Below are 21,412 nucleotides of genomic sequence, written 5' to 3' on the forward strand. Positions count from 1 at the left end.
GGATCATCAAATGTCGCAAACGGTTATCCCAAATTTCCCTTTTTCAGCCATTGTCGATCAGCCGCAATTGAAGACCGCATTGCTGTTGTGCGCGATAGATCCGACCCTCGGCGGCGTGTTAATTCGCGGTGACAAAGGCACCGCCAAAAGTACCGCCGCACGCGCCTTGCCAGCGATTTTGCCGACCATTCAGCGGATCGCAGGATGCGCCTTCAATTGCCGTCCCGATCAGCCTTGCGGGTTATGCGATGCCTGCGCCGATCCTGCGCGGACCGTGATTGCGGCCAGCGTGCCTTTTGTGACGTTACCGCTGGGCGCGACAGAGGATCGAGTGCTCGGCACGCTGGATTTGCAACGTGCATTAAAGGGCGAAGCGCGGACGTTTCAACCCGGCTTACTAGCTTCTGCGCATCGCGGTATTTTGTATATCGATGAAGTCAATCTGTTAGCCGATCATCTGGTGGATAGTTTGCTGGATGTCGCCGCGATGGGCGTCAATTCAGTTCAGCGCGAAGGCTTATCGGTCGCGCATCCGGCACGCTTGACGCTGATCGGCACGATGAATTTGGAAGAAGGCGATTTGCGCCCGCAATTACTGGATCGTTTTGGTTTAATGGTAGAAGTCACCGCGCCGCGTGACAAAACTGTGCGCGCAGAAGTGGTTCGGAGACGGATAAAATTTGAAGCCGACCCAAGCGCCTATGCGACGCTATGGCAAGTGCAGCAAACGGCTTTGCGTGCGCAATTAAGTGCGGCGCAATCGCTGTTGCCGACGGTGGCGCTGGATGATGCTTTGCTGGATTTGATCAGCCATTTATGTTGCGAATTTGAAGTCGCCAGTTTGCGTGCGGATATCGTGATGCACAAGGCTGCGCGCGCATTGGCGGCGTTAGACGGACGTGCTAGCGTCACGCCTGCCGACGTAAAGTGCGCCGCGCAATTGGTATTACCGCATCGACGTCGTCGCAAGCCGTTTGAGCAGCCGGGTGTAGATCAGGATAAGTTGGATGCGTTGATGGAGCAGGCGGCTTCGCCACCGCCGTCTACACCGGCAGAGAATTCTTCCGATAGTGAAACATCGGAAGAAGCTTCGGAAAACAATGCTGATGCATCAGAAAACGCCTCTGAGAATGCATCTGAAAGCGCAAACAACGCCAACGATCAGCATCAGGTATTTTCGATTGCCGCGGCGGCGAATGCACGGCATATTTCGGTGGCAAACATCAATGCTCACGGGGCTAATATGGTGGCTGGCCGCCGTAGCGATGCAAAAGACGCGGCGCGTGGAAGGATGGTCCGCAGTGTGCCAGATCCACGTCCGGCTAGTCTGGCGATTGGTGCGACGTTACGCAGCGCTGCGATACGCGACCCAGGTAATTTTCAAGTTACCAACGCAGATTTACACGCACAAATTCGGGTGGGGAAGACGGCGAATTTAATTTTATTTGTTGTCGATGCATCGGGGTCGATGGCTGCGCAGCGGCGGATGGAAGCGGTTAAGGGGGCAGTGTTGTCTTTATTGACAGACGCCTATCAGCGACGCGATGAAGTGGCGGTGATTGCGTTTCGCGGTGAGTCGGCAGAGTTGATGTTGGCCCCTACCCGGGGGGTGGATTTGGCTGAGCAGAGTTTGCGGGAATTGCCGACTGGTGGGCGGACGCCTTTGCCGCATGCGTTGCAATTGGCGTGGGAGGTTTTGCAGCGGCACGCGCAACAGGGGGCGGGGTCGGTGCCTTTGATGGTGATTCTTAGTGATGGCAAGGCTAATGTTGCGTTGGCTGCTGGTGGGGATGCCTGGCGGGAGACGTTGGATATAGCAGGGGTTTTGGCCGGGACGCCGGCCCTTGTATTGGATACCGAGGATGGGTATTTGAGGCTAGGGCGGGCTGGGTTGCTGGCTGAGGTTTTGGGGGCGGAATGTTTGAGTTTGGAGGAGCTTAGTGGGGAGGGGTTGGAGGTAGTTATTCGGGCTCGATTACGGTGATTGAATGGGTTTTGGTAATTGAAACGCTTGGCTCTCCATGGTTAGTTCGCCGGGCTACCCTCGACAAAGCCTCTACAGAGAAAATCCTGTTTCAATTACCACCAAACTAAACGCAACTGAACACAACGAAACACCAAATTGAAAGCAACTTTATGATTATCTGTATCGGCGCCGGACCCGGCGATATTGGCTACCTAACCCAACGCGGCGCAGAACTAATCCGCGACGCCGACCTAGTCGCCGGCTTCGACGCAGTAGTCAACGTCGTCCAATCCATCATCCCAACAACCGCAGAAGTAGTTCTCATGAACTACCGCGATCAGGTAGCCCAACTAGACCACGTAGCCGCAGCCCACCACGCCGGCAAGCGCTGCGTCGTCGTCTTCATGGGCGACATCCACTTCAGCGGATTCCAATATCTGGAACGCGTAGAACGCGCCTGCGGTCACCCGGTAGAAACGTTACCCGGCATATCGTCCGCCCAAATATTAGCCTCACGCGCCAAGGTCTGCTTCGACGAAACCACCTTCATCACCTTCCACCGCAGAGGCGACCTGACGCCCTTCAAACGCCACCTCGTCAACGTACTAAACGACGCCCGCAACGCCATAGTAATCCCCTGCCCATGGGATGCGGCACGCTCCTTCATGCCCCCCCACATCGCAACCTATCTGCTAGAACAAGGCGTCAACCCCAATCACCCCACCGAAGTCTGGGAAAACCTCACTCGCGCCGAAGCCGAATGGCACGGCACCCTAGCCGATTGCGCGCACAAAACCTTCAGCGACATGAGCATTATGCTAATCCGCACACTCGCCCCAATGGACAGCCAGATCGAACCCGCACCAAACGCACAATGACTCCGCTCACTCCAACAACCCCAATCCCAGAGTTTGGCATAGTCATTGCCGGACACGGCAGTCGCGACCCCGACGCCGTAAAGGAATTCGAAGCGCTAGTCGCGCTAATCCGCACCCGCGCACCACACCACCCGATCACCCACGGCTATCTCGAATTTTCCAGCCCCACGATCAGTGAAGCGGTTAGCGCAAATCTCGCTACCGGCGTGAAGCAAATAGCCGTCGTTCCCGCCGTATTATTAGCCGCCCGCCACGCCAAAAATGATATGCCCGCAGAGGTTCTCGCAATGGCTCGCGACTATCCCGGGATCGATTTTCACTTCGGCACACCGCTAAATTTACATCCGCAATTATTACAACTGGCCCAAGAACGCATCATCGCCGCCGAAGCGACCTCACCACAAACAATTCGCCGCGACGATACCTGTCTGGTGCTCGTCGGCCGCGGCACCACCGACCCCGACGCCAACGGCGAAGTCGCCAAACTTGCCCGCATGTTGGAGGAGGGAATGGGCTTCGGCAGCGCCGTCGTCTGCTATTCCGGCACAGCCAAACCGCTAGTCGCAGATGGGCTGCGTGCCGCCGCGCAATTGGGCTTTGCAAGACTGATCGTATTGCCATTTTTTCTGTTCGATGGCGTACTGGTAAAACGTATTTACGCCGCCGCCGATGACGCACAGCAAAGCGAATCCGGGCTGGAAATACTCAAAGCCGGATACTTCGGCGCGCATCAACACGTCGCCGATGTCATCATCGAACGCGCCCGTGAAGCCGTCGCCGGGCGCGCCGACATGAACTGCACCTTATGCAAATATCGCGTCCAAATTGTCGGCTTCGAAGAGCAAGTCGGCGAACCGCAACGCGCCCATCATCTGCAAGTACGCGGCTTGCTGAAAAAAGAAGCGATGCAGGCAGCAACGGCAGAAGCAGCACCGATGCAACCCTACGTCCCCCATCCGATAGAAGCCGAAAGTTTCCGTATCATCGCCGCCGGGCGCGACTGGTCAACATTTCCCCCAGCGCATCTGACCGTGCTGCAACGTCTTGTCCACACCAGCGGTGATTTTAATGCGGTCGACGATATTTTTCTGTCACCGGGCGCATTAGAAACCGGCATCCGCGCCTTGCTGCGCTGCAAGAAAATAGTTACCGACGTGACCATGGTGCAAACCGGCCTGAAACGCGCGTTGCTAGAACAACTCGGCATCGAAACATGGTGCGGCGTACATGACCGTGAAACCTATTTAATGTCCGCCACACACGGCATCACGCGCTCGGCAGCCGGAATGCGCCGGGCGTTTGAAAAATTCGGCAATGACATTGTGTTAGCCATCGGCGATGCGCCCACGGCGATCATGGAAGCCACGCGGCTCATTCGCGATCACGGCTGGCGACCGCAATTGGTGATCGGCTTGCCGGTCGGTTTTGTCGGCACACGCGAAAGCAAAGATGATCTGCGACGCTGTTTGCAAGTGCCCCGGATTACCAACAGCGGCACGCGTGGCGGATCGCCGTGGGCCGCCAGCATCGTCAATGGCCTGATGATCGATGCGCAGAATCAACTTGCCGGGTATGTCGCTGCCTGACGTGCCCTCAGAGCCAGAACGCGCCGAGTTCGATCTCTGCGTGTTGGCTCCTAACGGCCTGCGACGTGGACGCACAACCGGCAGTTGCGCAACGGCGGCAGTGACGGCAGCTTTACGCCTATTACTGCATGGCGAAAAAGTGCAAAAAGTAGACGTGTTATTGCCCGATGATTTGCATTATTTGGTCGTGCCGGTCATGCAAGTCGACTGGCTGGGAATCGATAAGAATACAGTCCGCGCAGAGGTGCTAAAAGATGGTGGTGACGACCCCGATAGCACCCACGGCGCGACTATTTTTGCTGAAGTAAAGCGCAACGCAACGGGCGAAGTGCGATTTTTTGCTGGCACTGGCGTCGGCACCGCAACCCAGCCCGGTTTGCGCGTCGCAGTCGGTGAACCAGCCATCAATCCAGTACCGCGCAAGATGATGCGGCAAGCTGTAGCGGCGCAGTTGCAGGGGCTTGCACAGGCAGGATTTGATTTAACGATAGGCTGCGAAAACGGCGCTGAAATCGCTCGCAAAACGTTCAATCCGCGTTTAGGGATCGTCGGGGGAATTTCGATTTTGGGTACGTCTGGGATTGTCGAGCCGATGTCGATGGCATCCTGGATTGCCTCGATCGAAGTGTATGTACGCGTGGCGCTGGCTGGCGATGCGGAATGTGTGGCATTTTTACCTGGCAAGATAGGCCGTGAATTTGCCAGAGATGTGCTGGGATTGCCGGAAAAAAGATCCGTTCAAATTGCCAATTTTCTAGGCGATTCGCTGGACTTTACTCAGACTGCATTGTCAGAAGCCGGGCGACGTTTGCCGGTGTTATGGCTGGCGGGCCATCCCGGCAAATTGGCGAAGGTATTAGACGGCGTCTGGGATACCCATTCTAGCAAAAGCAACATGGCGATGAGCGTGGTAGCGCGGATCGCGGCAGAACGTGGTTTTAGCCCGATTTTAGTGGAAGAACTGGCGAACGCCAATACAGTGGAAGCAGCAATGGAAAGCATAAAAATGGCAACGAGCGCAGCCAATGCAAAGGCACTTTGGACCGATATCGAACAGCGGATTGCCGCTTGTGCTCAAGCGCGGGTGCCAGCAGTGGAGCGCGTAGAAGTACGGCTGTTTGATTTACATGGAAATTCGTTGGGACAACACGCATGACTGAACAGTTAAAAAGCGATGGCAGCGAGAGCAATCTTGGCACATTTTGGGGCGTCGGCGTTGGCCCCGGCCCGGCTGGCTATTTGCCATTGGCTGCGCTGACTGTATTGCAGCAAGCAGACCTGATTTACGCCCCCCGCGCCCGCAGTGCGGAAACCTCCGTCGCGCTGCAATGTCTGGCAGGAATTGATTTGGGCCTGACGCCGGGATCGCCGCGTCTGCGTGAAATCGAATTCAATATGGACCCTGATCGCAGCGTGCTGAGTTCGCATTACGCGCAGTTGGCAGACGCCATCACGCTAGAGCTGAGGGCCGGACGCAACGTCGCCTATCTGACCATCGGCGACACCATGACTTACTCGACCTATGGGTATGTTTTGGCGGCTTTGCTAACGCGTTTGCCGCAGTTGCCGCATCGCACGTTTCCCGGTATTACTAGCTATGCTGCTGCTGCCTCGGCGCTGGGTTGGCCATTGGGCGAAGGTAAAGAACGCACGTTGATTTTGCCGTGTCCCGAAGATGCCGAAACCTTGCGCGCGGAGATTGAAAGTCACGATGTTGTCGTGCTGATGAAAGTCGGTGCACGCCTGCCGTGGGTGCTGGCCTTATTGCGCGAGATGGAGATTGCCGAACATTGTGCATTTGCACGGCGGATCGGGCTTCCCGGTGAGTTGCTGGCGGCGGATGTTACGACGCTGTCGGCGACCGAAGCGATGGGCTATTTGGCGACGCTGCTCATCCGAAAAACACCCAGAGAAAATAGATAAAAAGGCTGGATAAATATGAAAGTTTATTTCATTGGCGCCGGTCCCGGTGCCCCCGATTTGATTACATTACGCGGCGCAAATGTGTTGGGCAGAGTGGGCATGGTGCTTTACGCAGGATCGCTGGTCCCGACCGCGATGTTGCAGCATTGCCGCGCTGATGCAGAGTTGATCGACACGGCTACGCTGGATTTGGAACAGCAGCAAGCCTGCTATCAACGTGCCCAAGAAAACGATTGCGACGTGGCGCGTTTGCATTCCGGCGATCCGGCGATTTATGGTGCTACGGCCGAGCAAATGCGGCGGCTGGAAACCCTGAATATCGACTATGAAATTGTGCCCGGCGTATCGTCATTTACTGCCGCCGCTGCCATGGTGCAATCAGAGTTGACCAAGCCTGAAGTGTCGCAAACGGTGATTCTGACGCGTGTATCGGGCCGTGCTTCTGCGGTGCCAGAAGCCGAGGCGATTGCCAAACTGGCCGAGCATCGGGCAACGATGTGTATTTTTTTGTCCGGCCCGCATCTGAAGAAAATCGTCACTGATTTACGGTTGCATTATCCCGACGACACGCCAGTGAAGCTGGTTTACCGTGCAACGTGGCCGGAGCAAAAAATCTACGAAGGCACACTCAAAACTGTACTGGCAGAGACCAAGCGTGGCAGTTGGAATTTAACCACGATGATGCTGGTCGGCGCGGCGCTGGATCACGGGCAGCAGGTTGAATCCAGTTTGTACTCAAAGGAATTCACGCATTTATTCCGCGTCGTCAAAAAACCGAAAAAGAAAGCCGCAAAAGACCTTGAAGAGACGGTGGTCAGTGAGTAATTTAACCGCACCGTCGTTGGGTATCTGGCTAGTTCGTGCAGAGGCCGAGCCTTTAGCTGGGCTGCTGCAACAGCATCTGGGTGGCGTTTGCTATCGGCCATGGCTGACGCAAGTCGATGGCGTTGAAGTTAGCCAAAAGGCGCAGTTTGCGCAATATTATCGGCAGCATCGGCAATGGTTGTTGTTGGGTGCGACCGGTATCGCCGTGCGGTTTTTAGAAGGCCTGCCAAAGGATAAGCACGTCGATCCGGCATTGGTCGTGGTGGACGAAGCCGGCCGTTTTGCGATCTCGCTGCTGGCGGGGCACGAAGGCGGCGCGAACCAACTGGCGTATCGGGTTGCCGCAGCGATCGGCGCGGTGCCGGTGATCACGACGGCGACCGAAGCCATTAAGCCATTGGTAGTCGGCATCGGTTGTCGTAAAGGTGTTTCTGTTAAGCAAATAAGCGCCGCTGTTGTAGCCGCGTTAGGGCAGCGCAGTCTGGCGGAAGTCAGAGAAATTGCGACCGTCGATCTGAAGGCGAATGAGCCGGGATTACTGGCATTTTGTCAGCAGCATGGTTTGCCGTTGCGGGTGTTTTCGCATGCCACTGTGGCTGCGCGTGCATGGGTCTCGCAAGCATCGGCGTGGGTGCAGCAGAACGTCGGTTTGGACGGCGTGTGCGAACCGTGTGCGCTGATCGCCGCGCCGCGTGGCGCGTTGATCGTGCCGAAAACGGCACTGAATGGCATTGCGGTGGCGATAGTAGAAGATCAATTAATCGAAGTACCGAATCAGCAGGAGTAAAAAATATGACAGGCGTACTTAATCTGGTATCGGTCGGACCCGGCTTTGCCGATCTGATCGTACCGCGTGCTGAAACGGCATTGCGTGACAGCAGCGTGATCGTGGCTTATGAGCTATATCTGCGCTGGATCGCGCCATGGATCATTGGCAAAGAAATTCACACGCCGCCGCTGACGCAAGAACGCGAACGCGCATTGCTGGCAATTGAAAAGGCCCGCGCCGGTGCGACCGTGGCGTTGATTTCCAGTGGTGACATCGGCATTTATGCAATGGCAGCGCTGGCTTATGATGAAATCCGCGAAGACGATACCTTTACCGTCAACGTCATTCCTGGAATTACCTCTGCCAACGCTTGCGCATCGTTGCTTGGTTCGCCGTTGTCGCACGATTTCGCCACGTTGAGTTTGTCGGATTTGCTGTGCCCTTGGGAATGGATAGAACAACGCGCACGGCACATCGCGCAGGCTGATCTGGCTTGTGTGCTCTATAACGTGCAGAGCGCCGGGCGGCAAGAAGGTGTGTATCGAATTCTGAAGCTGATGTTGGAATCCAAAGCACCGACGACCTTGTGCGGCGTGGTAAAAAATGCGTATCGACCGGGACAGGAAGTGGCGATTTATTCGCTGGAAGAATTGCTGACGTTGAAGTTTGACATGCTGACCACGATTGTGATCGGCAACCGCTTTACGCAGCGCAAACGCGGCCAGATGTTTACGCCGCGTGGCTATAACGACTGGCGTGCACCGGAGACTGAAACGGCGGCTGAAGTCGCGTGCGGACCGGCTTTTCCGACAGCGGCGACGTGGGTATTTTCTGGCACCGGCGATGGCAATGCGCTGGCGCGATTGTTGGCCGCTGAGGGCACGCCGGTGGTGGTGTCCGCAGCGACGGAATACGGCGGCGAAGTTGCGCTGCAGGATTGCCCCGGTCTGACGGTTTGGGCCGGGCGGCAAGGCGTCGAAGCGCGGCGGCAAGCACTGGTAAAAAGTCGTGCGCGTGTGCTGGTCGACGCGACGCATCCCTACGCGAATATTATCTCTGAGCAATTAATCGCCCTCTCGCAAGAATTGGGGATTCCGTACATTCGCTATGAACGTCCGAGCGCAGCAGTTACCACCGGCACGATAGTATGCGCGACCATCGCAGACGCGGTTGAGCAGGCAATGGCGCATGGCAAGCGGATTTTTCTGGCGACAGGCGCAAAAGACCTCGCTCATTTTTTACAAGCTAACGCTGCCGGCGAACATCAATGGTTTGCACGCGTCACGCCAGAGCCGGAAACGATACAACGTGCTGTCGACCTTGGCCTGCCGCACAGTCATATTTGCGCAATGCAAGGGCCGTTTTCGCAAGACTTTAATCAGGCCTTGTGGCGTGATTGGCGGATCGATTGCATCGTCACCAAAGAGTCCGGCGCGGTAGGCGGTTATCAAGCTAAAGTTGAAGCCGCTGCGGCGCTGGGAATTCCGTTGCTGGTAGTTCAGCGGCCATCGATGTCTTATCCCGTTGTGGTGGCAACATTTGAAGCAGTTCAGACGCAATTGAAGCAATGGGATGCGGTGAAAGGCTTGCAATGAACGCGCCGATTCCCGTCACCATCGTCACCGGCTTTCTCGGCGCGGGAAAAACCACGTTGCTGAGTGGCTTGGTCAAACGTCGACAGCGGCGTCGGCTGGCGTTGCTGATTAACGAATTCGGCGAAATGGCGGTGGATGGCACATTGATGCGCGATGTTGCCGCTGGCGACGATCACATCCGCATACAGGATTTTGCGCACGGTTTGATTGCGTATGGCGATGATACAAATTTCATCCCCGCGATGTTGAAAATTGCCGAGCGCCGCGCCAGCGTTGATCATGTATTGATCGAGACTTCCGGTCTGGCGTTGCCGACGGCGGTGATGGAACTGCTGCAAGGGCCTGAACTGGTGGCCACGTTTGTATTGGATGCGACGCTGGCGGTGGTCGATACACCGTTATTGCTGGGGGATGCGTTTGAGCGGACCGCGGATACTGCGGCGACATCGATTGCCACGCTGTTCGATCAGCAGCTGGAATACGCCGATGTCGTCGTGTTGAACAAGATAGATGGCCTTGATGACAGCGCTTTATTGCTCGCAGAAACACGGGTACGTGCCCGTGCGCCGAATGTGCGGTTTTTGGAGTTGGCACATAACGCGCAACTGGATATTCGTCTGGCGCTGGGCTTGCGTTTGCATCAGGCGAAAGAGCTGCCGCACAACCATACTTATTCTCGCGTTCCGGGGCCTGATACGGCTGTTTTAGCGCAGCAAAATAGGCTGAATGGTCATGCGCACTCGGGCATGGCAGCGCACAGCCACGGACTGTCTACGCATAAACATTTTCATGAGCAAGATCCGGGCTGGATGTCTTTTACGCTACGTAGTAGCAGCCAGCAATCGGCAGAGCAGCTAAAAACAGCGGTCATTGCGGTGGCGCGTGCAGAGCCGGTTTTACGCAGTAAAGGTTTTATCCGTAGCCGCGATTCTACGCAGACGATGTTGCTGCAAGGCGTCCGTACGCGGGTCACTGTTCAAGAATACGCCAGTGCGGTGCCGGAGAATGCTTCCTCCGCGCAATCCGAACTGGTATTTATCGGCTATCACCTGCGCCGGGCGCACGTAGCGGGGATGCTATCTGAGATGACCGGCACCCTCTGGAAATAACGGGAATGAGAGAAAACATGAAAACCGACGAAGCATCGCACAAACGCATGACACAGCGCCATAAAGAGGGCTTTGAGAAAAAGAAAGCGGCTGCGCAAAAAGAAAAAGGCTTGTTGATCGTCAATACCGGCACCGGAAAAGGGAAATCGACGGCGGCGTTCGGCATGGGTATGCGGATACTCGGCCATGGCATGAAACTGGGCGTGGTGCAGTTTATTAAAGGCGCGCTGGAAAGTGCCGAACGCAACATCCTGGGCGGTCATGAAAACTGTGATTTTCATGTCGTCGGCCACGGCTATACCTGGGATACGCAAGACCGCAATGCCGATATGCAAACCGCCGCCACCGGCTGGGCCGAAGCGGTGCGGATGATACAAGACCCATCTTACGATATGGTGATTCTGGATGAGTTGAACATCGTGCTGCGCTATCAATATTTAGCATTATCCGAGGTGCTGGAAGTATTCGCTGCGCGCCGTGAAATGTTGCATATCGTAGTTACCGGCCGCCATGCGGGCGATGAATTGATTGAGGCCGCCGATCTGGTGACCGAATTCCGTCCGATTAAACATCCTTATCAAACCCAAGGTATAAAAGCCCAAAAAGGGGTCGAATTTTAATCATGGATGATGCATTTTCTGGATCGCCGGGCGATGCCCGTCGCGTCCCTGCGTTGTTCATCAGCGCGCCCGCATCGCATCACGGTAAAACAACCGTTACGGCAGCGTTGGCGCGCTGCTACGCCAAGCGCGGCTTGCGGGTACGCGTGTTTAAGACTGGTCCCGATTTTATCGATCCGATGCTGTTGGCGCACGCCGCCGGTGGCGTGCATCCGGCTTATCAGCTAGACCTGTGGCTGGCGGGCGCAGATGCTTGCCAGAAAATGGTCTATGATGCTGCGCAAGACGCTGATGCGATCCTGATCGAGGGCGTAATGGGCTTGTTCGATGGGCAGCCCAGCAGCGCCGATCTGGCGGCCTTGCTGGGCGTGCCGGTGCTGGCCGTGATTGACGCGACCGGCATGGCGCAGACCTTTGGCGCGGTCGCGTACGGATTGGCGCATTATCGGGCAGGTTTGTCATTCGCTGGCGTGCTGGCGAATTCGGTTGCCAGTACCCGTCATGCCGAGATGCTGGAGCAAGGCTTGCGACCGGGTCTGAATATTCGCTACTTCGGCGCCATGCTGCGTTCGGCAGATACCGCATTACCAGAGCGCCATCTGGGCTTGGTGCAAGCCGCAGAAGTGCCCGATCTGGCGGCGCGTATCGAGCATGCTGCTGCCGCCATTGGACAAACCGGGCTGGCGTCTTTGCCTGCGCCTGTGTCGTTTTACGCGCCGTCAAATGTTGATGCGTCAGCGCACTTACCTTTAACACTTCTGGGCGTCAGAATCGGGATCGCGCGAGATGCGGCGTTTTCTTTTATTTACCCTGCTAACTTGGATTGCTTGCGGGTGATGGGCGCGACACTACAATTCTTTTCCCCATTAAACGATGCTGAATTGCCCGATGTTGATAGCTTATATTTCCCCGGTGGCTATCCCGAATTGCATCTGCAAACTCTCCAAAACAATCTATCGATGAAGGCCGCGCTACATCATCATCACGCCTGCAATAAGCCGATCTTTGCCGAATGCGGCGGGATGTTGTATTTGTTGGGATCGTTGACCGATAAATCCGGAAACGCTGCCGCCATGACTGGCTTGCTGCCCGGCCGTGCAGTGATGCAATCGCGCTTGCAAGGGCTGGGTTATCAATCTGCGCCGATGCCGGGCGGCGTGCTGCGGGCGCATACATTTCATCATTCAATGATCGATACGCCGATGGTGCCGCAGGCGATTGGTGAAAGGCTGCATAACACCTCTGCCGGTGAAAAAATATTTCAGGTAGGTCGTATCACGGCGACGTATTTGCATTGTTATTTTCCCTCTAATCCAACCGCTGCAGCAGCACTATTTTTGCCAGGACGCAAATGAATACATTTAGTGATAGCGAAATCGCGGCGGTATATAAAGCGATTGAAGAGCGCCGCGATATGCGCCATTTTTTGCCCGATCCGGTTGATCCGGCGTTGTTAGCGCGCTTGTTACACGCTGCGCACATGGCCCCTAGCGTCGGATTTATGCAGCCTTGGCGCTTTATCCGTATCACCGATCCGGCGCTGCGGCTGCGGATGCATGGACTAGTCGAAGAAGAACGCATCAACACTGCGCACGCATTGGGCGAGCGCGAAGATGCGTTTATGCGCTTGAAAGTCGAGGGCATCCGCGATTGTGGCGAGTTGCTGGTAGTGGCGTTGATGAGCCAGCGCGAGCGACATGTATTCGGGCGTCGCACCTTACCGGAGATGGACCTTTGCTCGGTTTCCTGCGCGATTCAAAATATGTGGCTGGCGGCGCGGGCAGAGGGTATCGGCATGGGTTGGGTATCGATGTTTGATCCTGCGTCGTTAAGCGCCTTGTTGCGGATTCCCGCCGATGCAAAACCGCTGGCCATACTGTGCATCGGCCATGTCGCCGCCTTTTATCCACGTCCAATGCTGGAGCAGGAAGGTTGGGCTAAACGCCAATGCCTGCAAGATTTAGTATCTGAAAATCGTTGGAGCGAGGGTGGTGACGAAGATGGAGATAAGCATGAATAAAGCCATCATTCATCCGATGAGGACATTGGTGCTGGGCGGAGCGCGTTCCGGCAAAAGCAGCTATGCGGAACAACTTGCCAGCGCAACGCAACGCGAAGTGATTTATGTCGCTACCGCCAGCGCCGTTACCAGCAGCACCGACAGCGAAATGCAGATGCGCATCGCACTGCATCGAGCGCAGCGCCCGGCGCATTGGCAGACTGTGGAGCAGCCGCTCATGTTGGGCGCAGCGATTGCCGAATGGAGTTCGCCGGAGCGGGTTTTGTTGATAGATTGCCTGACGGTATGGTTATCGAATTTGTTATTTTTGGAAGAGAAGAATTATCCTGAAATCGGCAAAATTATCCCGCCGGAATTGTTTCATCAAGAGCGCGCCACATTTCTACAAGCGCTGGCCGATGCTAAGGGCGATGTGATTCTGGTCTCCAATGAAGTCGGCATGGGAATCGTGCCGCAAGGGGCAATATCGCGCTGGTTTGTGGATGAGGCGGGGCGCTTGAATCAGGCGGTTGCTGTCGCGTGCGAGCGGGCGATATTTATTGCAGCCGGTTTGCCGCTGATATTGAAAGATCGCGCATGTTAAGTGGCCTGAATATCACGCTGATCGCGCTGCTGGCGATTGCCGGAGTTGCGCTCGATATGTTGTTGGGCGAAACCCGTCGCTGGCATCCGCTAGTCGGTTTTGGGCAGCTGGCAAATTTGTTGGAGCGGCGCTTAAATCGCTCGCCGTCAGCTGATCAGCATCGGTCAATTTTGCGTGGCGCTTTGGCTTGGAGTTTGGCGGTGGTGCCGCTGGTGTTAGTGGCCGTTTTGTTTTTGAAAACGCTGCCATTTTTCGCGGCCTTGATCGTGCATGCAGTGTTGCTATATTTCTGCATCGGCTTGCGCAGTTTGCGCGATCATACCGTGCCGATTGCGCAAGCACTGGCCGCCGATGATCTGGCGACGGCACGCCATTTGACCGGACGTATCGTTAGCCGGGATACAGAAAATGCCGCCGCAGCAGACTTGTCTAAAGCCGCAGTCGAATCGTTGCTGGAAAACGGTAACGATGCGGTGTTTGGGACGTTGTTTTGGTTTGCCATTGCAGGTGGACCTGGCGCGGTGCTGTTTCGGTTAGTCAACACGCTGGATGCGATGTGGGGCTATCGGACTGCGCGCTATAACTTGTTCGGCCGCGTCGCCGCCCGAATTGATGACGCACTGAATTGGGCCCCTGCAAGATTGACGGCCGTGTCTTATGCTGTGTTAGGGAAGACGTCTCTGGCGCTGCATTGCTGGCGCACACAAGCACCGGCCTGGCCGAGTCCAAATGCCGGTCCGGTGATGTCTGCCGGTGCGGGCGCATTAGGGCTGGCGCTGGGCGGTGCGGCGATTTACGACGGTGTTATCGAAAATCGACCGCCGCTAGGGAGTGGCACGGAGGCCAACGGTGCAGACATCCGGCGCGCCTGGTGTTTGGTATTGCGCACCACGCTGTTGTGGTTGGCTGTGCTGTCAGCGTGCGCGATTATTTTTTATCAAAGGGGCGCATATGCCTAACACCAAATTTCTGAATAAGCAGGTTAAGCAGGTGTGCAATGCTTGAGCACGGCGGTAATCTTAGCGCAGCCATCAACCGTTTTGACGGCGCGAACGGCTTGCGCAGTGCATGGCTAGATATCTCCACAGGCATTAATCCGCGATCCTATCCCGTGCCTGCGCTGGCAGCGGATGCATGGCACCGTTTGCCAGAGGAACATGCTGGGCTAGCGGCAGCCGCAGCGCATTATTACGGCGCTCCCGCCATGCTGCCGGTCGCGGGCACGCAAGCGGCGATTCAGGCGTTGCCGTGTTTGCGTCCGTCATCGTGTGTCGTGGTGGCGGCACCGGCCTATGCCGAGCATGCCCATTGCTGGGCGCGTGCCGGTCATGCCGTGCGCGAGATTGCTTATGCTGACTTGGCAACGACGGTGGCGGATTGCGATGTCATGGTGGTCTGCAATCCAAACAATCCAACGGGTGCAATTGTCGCCGCCGATGTTTTACTGACGTGGGCCGCGCAGCTTGCCGCACGCGGCGGCTGGCTGATTGTTGACGAGGCGTTTGCGGATACCTCGCCGCAGTTAAGTATCGCGGCGGCGACGGCGCAGCCGGGTCTGATCGTACTGCGCTCAGTGGGCAAGTTTTTTGGTCTGGCGGGATTGCGTTTAGGTTTTGTCGCCGCCGAAAAGACGCTGTTGTCCAGATTGGCCGAGTATTTGGGGCCGTGGTCGGTCAGCGGTCCGGCGCAGGCGATTGGCTATGCCGCGTTATCGGATGTGGTATGGCAGCAAAATATGCGCCAACAATTGCAGCAACAGGGGCAGCGTTTGCAGACATTGCTGGCGCAGAACGCGATTGAGAGTAGCGGCTGCGCTTTGTTTCAATGGTGGCCTGAGCCGCGGGCCGAAGCCTTTCATCAGCATATGGCAGAGCGTGCAATCTGGGTTAGGTTATTTACCCGTGGCGCGGGCGGAATTCGGCTTGGTTTGCCGCCGGATGAAGCAGGCTGGCAACGTTTGACAGTGGCGTTAGATGAATGGAAAAGACAGGATTCCCAATGACATTTCCGTATAAAACCCTGATGGTGCAGGGTACGACGTCGGATGCTGGCAAGACGACATTAGTCGCCGCATTATGCCGTTTGCTGGCGCGTCAGGGTGTAAAAGTGGTGCCGTTTAAGCCGCAAAACATGGCGCTGAACAGTGCGGTGACGGTGGACGGTGGCGAGATCGGGCGCGGGCAGGCTTTGCAGGCATTGGCGGCAGGCGTGTTGCCGCACACCGATATGAATCCCATTTTGCTCAAGCCCTCTAGCGATATCGGCGCGCAGGTTATTGTGCACGGGCAGGTTCGTGCCGACATGAATGCGCGTGATTATCACCGCTATAAAACTACCGCGATGGCGGCGGTGCTGGAATCGTATCAACGGCTTTCCGCGCTGTACGACGCGATCATCGTTGAAGGCGCAGGCAGTCCTGCAGAAATCAATTTGCGCGACCGTGATATCGCGAATATGGGCTTTGCCGAGGCAGTTGATTGTCCCGTCATTCTGGTCGCCGATATCGATCGCGGCGGCGTCTTTGCGCATATCGTTGGCACGCTGGATTGTCTGTCTGAGACCGAACGTGCGAGGGTCGTTGGCTTTGTCATCAATCGTTTTCGCGGCGATATCAGTTTGTTGCAGGGCGGCCTGGATTGGCTGGAAGAACGGACCGGTAAACCGGTTTTGGCGGTCTTGCCGTATCTGCATGGGCTGACGCTGGATGCGGAGGATGCAATTCAATCCGAGCAACACGGCAAGGGTACATTTCGTGTTGTAGTGCCGCTGGTCCCACGCATCAGTAATCACACCGATTTCGACGCGCTGCGGGCGCATCCGCAGGTGGATTTACGCTTCGTCCCGGCGCAGCAGCCGATTCCTGCCGCTGACTTGATTATCTTGCCAGGCAGCAAGAATACCAGAGGCGATCTGGCGTGGCTGAAAGAGCAAGGATGGCCGGATGCACTGCGCCGACATTTACGCTATGGCGGCAAAGTGATCGGCATCTGCGGCGGCTTCCAGATGCTGGGTCATAGCGTCAACGATCCGCATGGCGTAGAAGGAGTTGCAGGCGTGACCGAAGGATTGGGATTACTCGATATGCTGACCGAAATGACGCGTGACAAGCGACTGGTCGAAGTAACAGGCCGCTGCGCGTTTGCCGACGCCAGCGTGCGCGGCTATGAAATTCATATGGGCATCTCAACCGGCCCGGCCCTTGAAAAGCCTGCGTTCTATTTGGATGAAAATGGCCAAATTGGTGCAAATAACGGCGTTGAGGAAGGTGCGCGCTCGCCGGATGACCAAATTCTAGGAACTTACTTACATGGCGTCTTCGACGCGCCCGGGGCCTTGGGCGCGCTACTTGCTTGGGCTGGATTAGGGGATGCAATCACGGTCGATTTGATGCAATTGCGCGAAGCAAGTATTGACCGGATTGCCGATGCAACGTTACCGTTGTTACAGGCGCTGGAAAAATTGGGTTAGTTTATTTGATCCAATCAAGCAATGGTTCCTCACTGTCCTAAGTCGCAGCATCAGCGTTATACGATTTCGTCCGCATTGAATCAAATGTGAGGTTTGCGAAATCGGGTGTTTCATCACGAGCAATTATTGTGGCTAACTCCTTCGCTGCCAACATTACACGCTAGGGGCAAGGTTGTTGTTGGATGGCTTGACCCGCAACTGGTGACATTGTTAGAAAAATATGGCTCCCTACCCGCTGGTCTGAATGGCAAACAATTTATCCATCTATCTTTTGGGCTATCCCCGTCTTTTCTGACAGAAACAACATTGCTAGACCAATTTCAGATTACTTATTAAAGTAAAAACTAATCATGCTCACCACATTTAAAACGATATTTAGCAGGATGGACCGACCTTTGCGCAACAGGATCTGGGGTATTTACGCCTTTCTGCTGGCGTTTAATATTTTGGCTTGGACGTGGGCGATTGTGGCTTTTCATGGCCATCCGATTTTGTTGGGGACTGCGTTTCTGGCTTACAGTTTTGGTTTGCGGCATGCGGTCGACGCGGATCATATTGCTGCGATTGATAACGTCACGCGTAAATTGATGCAGGATGGCCAGCGGCCGGTGGCGGTTGGCTTCTTTTTTTCGCTGGGGCATTCGACTGTGGTGTTGCTGGCTTCGATTGCGATTGCGGTGATGGCCTCGGCGCTGACGGGGCCGATGGAGGAATTCAAGGTCGTTGGCGGGATTATCGGCACATTGGTGTCGGCGTTCTTTCTGATTGTGATTGGGGTCATCAATTTAATGGTGTTTATCTCGATTTACAAAGTCTTCCGGCATGTCCGTCAGGGCGGCGCTTATGTTGAGGAAGACATCGATACTTTGCTCAATAGCCGCGGGTTTCTGGCGAAGATATTTCGGCCGATGTTTGCGATGATTTCCCGTAGCTGGCATATGTATCCGCTGGGATTTTTGTTTGGGTTGGGGTTTGATACGGCGACAGAAATTGCGCTGTTGGGGATTTCGGCGACGCAGGCGTCGAATGGTTTGCCGATCTGGTCGATCTTGATTTTTCCGATTTTGTTCACTGCCGGGATGTCGTTGGTGGATACGCTCGACAGCACTTTGATGCTGGGGCTATACGGCTGGGCGTTTGTAAAGCCGGTCAGAAAACTGTATTACAACATGACGATTACATTGGTATCGGTAATTGTGGCGCTGGCGATTGGTGGCTTGGAAGTGCTGGGGCTGATTGGCGACAAAATGGCGTTGAGTGGCAAGTTTTGGGATGTGATTGGCGTATTGACCGGTAATTTTGGCAACATCGGTTATGCGATTATTGCCTTTTTCATTGTCAGTTGGATGGCTTCGATTGCTTACTATCGATGGCGCGGCTACGATGATCTTGTGCTGAAGCAGCCAACGCAGTCATCGTAATACCGAAAATAGTATGTTTTACAGCGCCGAAAGTTACGCTTCGGCGCTTTCCATTTGGGCCCGGAATAATGCTGCCACCAAGTCCGATTGCGTGATCATACCAACGATGTGGCGCTTGGCGTTGACGACGGGCAGGTGATGTATGCCGCCGTCGGAGAAGCGGCTGACAAGCTCGACAATCGGCTGGTCGGCATTGGCAGTAATGACGTTATGGGTCATGACATCTTTGACGGTCATCGCGCCGTTGCGAACGTGGCTTGGTGCGCTGGACGTTGCAGGTAAACCGGTGAGACCGTCTGGCCCGTGGTGGTCAACGAAAAAATCTCGTAATGAGACGATGCCGACCAGTTTTCCCAGCGCATCGATAACCGGCAGCGCTTTGATGTTGTGGCGCGCCAGCATGACCCAGGCCTGATCGAGTCGGGTGGTCGGCTTGGTGGAGATCACGTCTTTGGACATAATGTCAGCGCAGCGGATATCGCCGAAACGACGGCGATGCGCATGCAGTTCGGCCTGTATCAGAATCTCTTCCAGATCGCCCTGATTGATATCGATCAGTTGGCCGCGTTCTTTTAATACTTCTTCCAAATCTGCATGAATAAACCCAACGCGCTCGCTCGGGGGCGCGTCTTTGGTCAGATGCGGCTGAGCGTGCACGATGACGCGATGCGGGTAATTGCGCCCTAGCAGATTATTAAATACCAGAGCGACTAGCAATAAGGCGACAGAATTCACGGCGACCGGCAACAGGACAAACTGAAATCCCATTTCTCTGATCGCAGGGCCACCCAGCACGGCGGTCAATGCGACCGCGCCGCTAGGGGGATGGATGCAGCGGAAGCTAAACATGGCAGCGATGGCGAGGGCCGCGGCGATACTGGCGGCAAGCTCTGGATTGGTGATCCAACGGGCGCAAATAACCCCAATTAACGCTGAGAAAATGTTGCCGCCGATGATGGCCCAAGGTTGGGCTAGCGGACTAGATGGGATGGCAAATAACAGGACGGCAGACGCGCCCATCGGAGCGATGAACCAGATATTAAAACCGCCCAATGTGAGACGGGACAGCCATTCAGCGACAAACAAACCGATCATTGCGCCAAGACAACCATAGAATCGCTCGCGTTTACTGGCGACGACTGCTACCGGGATAAAAGCGCGCAGCCAGTCTTTGGCGCGATGCAGGCTGGAAGATTCCATCATCACTATTTATTGTTTGTTAATAAGTTTTATACATGCCGCGTGTTGCCAACTTAACTCAGAATCTCGGCACGATGAATAGCCCACAAGGCGTACTCTTCCAGACTCTTCAGTGGGATTCGCGCTAAATCGGGAGCAAGCATTTTTCATATTTGTATCAATTTTGAATGGCTTAATTTCAGGTAATCCAATGACTTACTGATCATCAATCAGCGCGCAAATATATCATATTGCGATATAAAAAATGTGGATGACCATTTTTTGAAGGTTTTCTTTGCAAGGAGGAATCGCTCCGTCGGGAGTGCTCTGCGCGAGAAACGCTACATTGCTGCGCAAAAATCGCATAACGATGCTACTTATTATTCGTTTTTCACCGATTAACGTCATGCTAATGTCGCACGATGTTCAGCTTTTAGTCCTTTGCATGTCTCAGGTCGGCGCGGACGATAGAAGGCGATAACGTGAGATGACGGGATGACGACGTATTTAAACGATGAACAACGGCAACGGATTGCACGATATTTGCGCAGCTGGACGGCACGCGCTGAAGCGCGTACGTGGCTGCTGCTGGTGGTGATTTATGGCGGTTGGTATTTGACGTTGCGCTATCGTTTTGCGCTGACCTTGTTGCCAACGACGTTGCTATTGATCGGGTTTTGTGTGTGGTTTATGTCGCTACAGCATGAAATTATGCATGGTCATCCTACCCGTTTACTATGGCTAAATAAGCTGTTAGCGTATGCGCCGCTGGCGGTTTGGTATCCCTATACGCTGTATCGCGAAACCCATTTGCAACACCATAACGACGTCGATCTGACCTTGCCGGGACTGGACCCTGAAACGCATTATGTTGATGCGGCGGTCTGGCGCGCTAGCGGACGCCTGATGCGGATGCTGTATCGCTGCCGAAAAACCTTCTGGGGTCGGATGCTGGTCGGGCCGTTGCTCGCGATTACGGCGATGCTGCGGACGGCATTTCTGGCACCGTGGCGGGGCGATTTTCGGCATGTGCGGATGTGGTTGACGCACGGGGGATTGCTGGCGGCGATGCTGTATGGGATGCAGCAGTATTTTGGCATTGCTTGGTGGTATTACCTTTTATGCGTGGCTTATCCGGCGTTGTCGGTGGCGATGGTGCGCTCGTATTTTGAGCACCGGGCAGCCGTCGATTTCACGCATCGCAGCGTGATTAATGAAGCAGCCTGGCCTATGCGGATGTTGTTTTTGAATAATAACTATCACTTGGTGCATCACGATTTGCCGGGGTTGCCTTGGTATCTGCTGGGACGGGTTTATCAGGACGACCGGGCGGCGTATTTAGATCGTTCCGGCGATTTTCACGTTCACGGTTATAGTCAGTTAATGCGCGACTATGGCTTTCAACAGATCGACGATCCCTTGCATCCATTCACAACTGTGCGCTATGCAATTTAGCCATCTGGCAGGCTG

The 21,412-nt window shown here is 55.3% G+C and carries 19 protein-coding genes; 18 read left to right on the forward strand and 1 reads right to left on the reverse strand.

What is annotated here, in order from left to right:
- Positions 1 to 10: 10 nt before the first annotated feature.
- The 17 genes from C7W93_RS19405 (at position 11) to C7W93_RS19485 (ending at position 18,763) form a co-directional block, all read left to right on the forward strand.
- Complete coding sequence (locus C7W93_RS19405; protein WP_108442231.1) at positions 11 to 1,984, forward strand: putative cobaltochelatase; 1,974 nt, start codon at positions 11 to 13, stop codon at positions 1,982 to 1,984.
- Between the two features lie 152 nt (positions 1,985 to 2,136).
- Positions 2,137 to 2,844, forward strand: a complete 708-nt coding sequence (locus C7W93_RS19410) for a cobalt-precorrin-7 (C(5))-methyltransferase (protein ID WP_108441879.1) — start codon at positions 2,137 to 2,139, stop codon at positions 2,842 to 2,844.
- Positions 2,841 to 4,430, forward strand: coding sequence for a precorrin-8X methylmutase (locus C7W93_RS19415; RefSeq protein WP_108441880.1), 1,590 nt, complete (start codon positions 2,841 to 2,843; stop codon positions 4,428 to 4,430). Before C7W93_RS19410 ends, C7W93_RS19415 begins: the two co-directional genes overlap by 4 nt.
- A complete protein-coding gene (cbiD, locus tag C7W93_RS19420; RefSeq protein WP_225869939.1) occupies positions 4,393 to 5,586 on the forward strand; it encodes a cobalt-precorrin-5B (C(1))-methyltransferase CbiD in 1,194 nt (397 codons plus the stop codon). Before C7W93_RS19415 ends, cbiD begins: the two co-directional genes overlap by 38 nt.
- Positions 5,583 to 6,353, forward strand: a complete 771-nt coding sequence (gene cobI, locus C7W93_RS19425; protein ID WP_108441882.1) for a precorrin-2 C(20)-methyltransferase — start codon at positions 5,583 to 5,585, stop codon at positions 6,351 to 6,353. The genes cbiD and cobI overlap by 4 nt, the downstream gene beginning before the upstream one ends.
- Before the next feature lie 15 nt (positions 6,354 to 6,368).
- Positions 6,369 to 7,178: a precorrin-4 C(11)-methyltransferase gene (cobM, locus tag C7W93_RS19430; protein WP_108441883.1), complete on the forward strand. Its 810-nt coding sequence runs from the start codon at positions 6,369 to 6,371 to the stop codon at positions 7,176 to 7,178.
- Positions 7,171 to 7,965: a cobalamin biosynthesis protein gene (locus tag C7W93_RS19435; RefSeq protein ID WP_108441884.1), complete on the forward strand. Its 795-nt coding sequence runs from the start codon at positions 7,171 to 7,173 to the stop codon at positions 7,963 to 7,965. Before cobM ends, C7W93_RS19435 begins: the two co-directional genes overlap by 8 nt.
- Before the next feature lie 5 nt (positions 7,966 to 7,970).
- Positions 7,971 to 9,542 (forward strand): precorrin-3B C(17)-methyltransferase, encoded by a 1,572-nt coding sequence (cobJ, locus tag C7W93_RS19440; protein ID WP_108441885.1) that lies wholly within the window; start codon positions 7,971 to 7,973, stop codon positions 9,540 to 9,542.
- The gene (locus tag C7W93_RS19445) at positions 9,539 to 10,651 is read left to right on the forward strand and encodes a GTP-binding protein (RefSeq protein WP_108441886.1); all 1,113 of its coding nucleotides are present in this window, start codon (positions 9,539 to 9,541) and stop codon (positions 10,649 to 10,651) included. The genes cobJ and C7W93_RS19445 overlap by 4 nt, the downstream gene beginning before the upstream one ends.
- Positions 10,652 to 10,668: 17 nt before the next feature.
- The gene (gene cobO, locus C7W93_RS19450; protein ID WP_108441887.1) at positions 10,669 to 11,271 is read left to right on the forward strand and encodes a cob(I)yrinic acid a,c-diamide adenosyltransferase; all 603 of its coding nucleotides are present in this window, start codon (positions 10,669 to 10,671) and stop codon (positions 11,269 to 11,271) included.
- A 2-nt stretch (positions 11,272 to 11,273) separates the two neighbouring features.
- The gene (locus C7W93_RS19455; protein ID WP_108441888.1) at positions 11,274 to 12,626 is read left to right on the forward strand and encodes a cobyrinate a,c-diamide synthase; all 1,353 of its coding nucleotides are present in this window, start codon (positions 11,274 to 11,276) and stop codon (positions 12,624 to 12,626) included.
- The gene (gene bluB, locus C7W93_RS19460) at positions 12,623 to 13,291 is read left to right on the forward strand and encodes a 5,6-dimethylbenzimidazole synthase (protein WP_108441889.1); all 669 of its coding nucleotides are present in this window, start codon (positions 12,623 to 12,625) and stop codon (positions 13,289 to 13,291) included. The genes C7W93_RS19455 and bluB overlap by 4 nt, the downstream gene beginning before the upstream one ends.
- Positions 13,284 to 13,874, forward strand: coding sequence for a bifunctional adenosylcobinamide kinase/adenosylcobinamide-phosphate guanylyltransferase (cobU, locus tag C7W93_RS19465; RefSeq protein WP_225869940.1), 591 nt, complete (start codon positions 13,284 to 13,286; stop codon positions 13,872 to 13,874). Before bluB ends, cobU begins: the two co-directional genes overlap by 8 nt.
- A complete protein-coding gene (gene cbiB / locus C7W93_RS19470; RefSeq protein ID WP_108441890.1) occupies positions 13,868 to 14,833 on the forward strand; it encodes an adenosylcobinamide-phosphate synthase CbiB in 966 nt (321 codons plus the stop codon). The genes cobU and cbiB overlap by 7 nt, the downstream gene beginning before the upstream one ends.
- A 38-nt stretch (positions 14,834 to 14,871) precedes the next feature.
- Complete coding sequence (gene cobD, locus C7W93_RS19475; protein ID WP_108441891.1) at positions 14,872 to 15,876, forward strand: threonine-phosphate decarboxylase CobD; 1,005 nt, start codon at positions 14,872 to 14,874, stop codon at positions 15,874 to 15,876.
- Complete coding sequence (locus C7W93_RS19480) at positions 15,873 to 17,342, forward strand: cobyric acid synthase (protein ID WP_108441892.1); 1,470 nt, start codon at positions 15,873 to 15,875, stop codon at positions 17,340 to 17,342. The genes cobD and C7W93_RS19480 overlap by 4 nt, the downstream gene beginning before the upstream one ends.
- Positions 17,343 to 17,692: 350 nt before the next feature.
- Complete coding sequence (locus C7W93_RS19485) at positions 17,693 to 18,763, forward strand: HoxN/HupN/NixA family nickel/cobalt transporter (protein ID WP_108441893.1); 1,071 nt, start codon at positions 17,693 to 17,695, stop codon at positions 18,761 to 18,763.
- Between the two features lie 33 nt (positions 18,764 to 18,796).
- On the opposite strand, the gene C7W93_RS19490 is transcribed toward C7W93_RS19485, so the two are convergent.
- Entirely contained in the window at positions 18,797 to 19,963 is a 1,167-nt protein-coding gene (locus tag C7W93_RS19490) for an HPP family protein (RefSeq protein ID WP_370446507.1), read from the reverse strand.
- 474 nt (positions 19,964 to 20,437) lie between these two features.
- Between C7W93_RS19490 and C7W93_RS19495 the strand changes: the two genes are divergently transcribed.
- The gene (locus C7W93_RS19495; RefSeq protein WP_108441895.1) at positions 20,438 to 21,397 is read left to right on the forward strand and encodes a fatty acid desaturase; all 960 of its coding nucleotides are present in this window, start codon (positions 20,438 to 20,440) and stop codon (positions 21,395 to 21,397) included.
- Positions 21,398 to 21,412: the final 15 nt, after the last annotated feature.

Origin of the sequence: Glaciimonas sp. PCH181 (assembly GCF_003056055.1) — a bacterium.
Taxonomy (GTDB): Bacteria; Pseudomonadota; Gammaproteobacteria; order Burkholderiales; family Burkholderiaceae_D; genus Glaciimonas.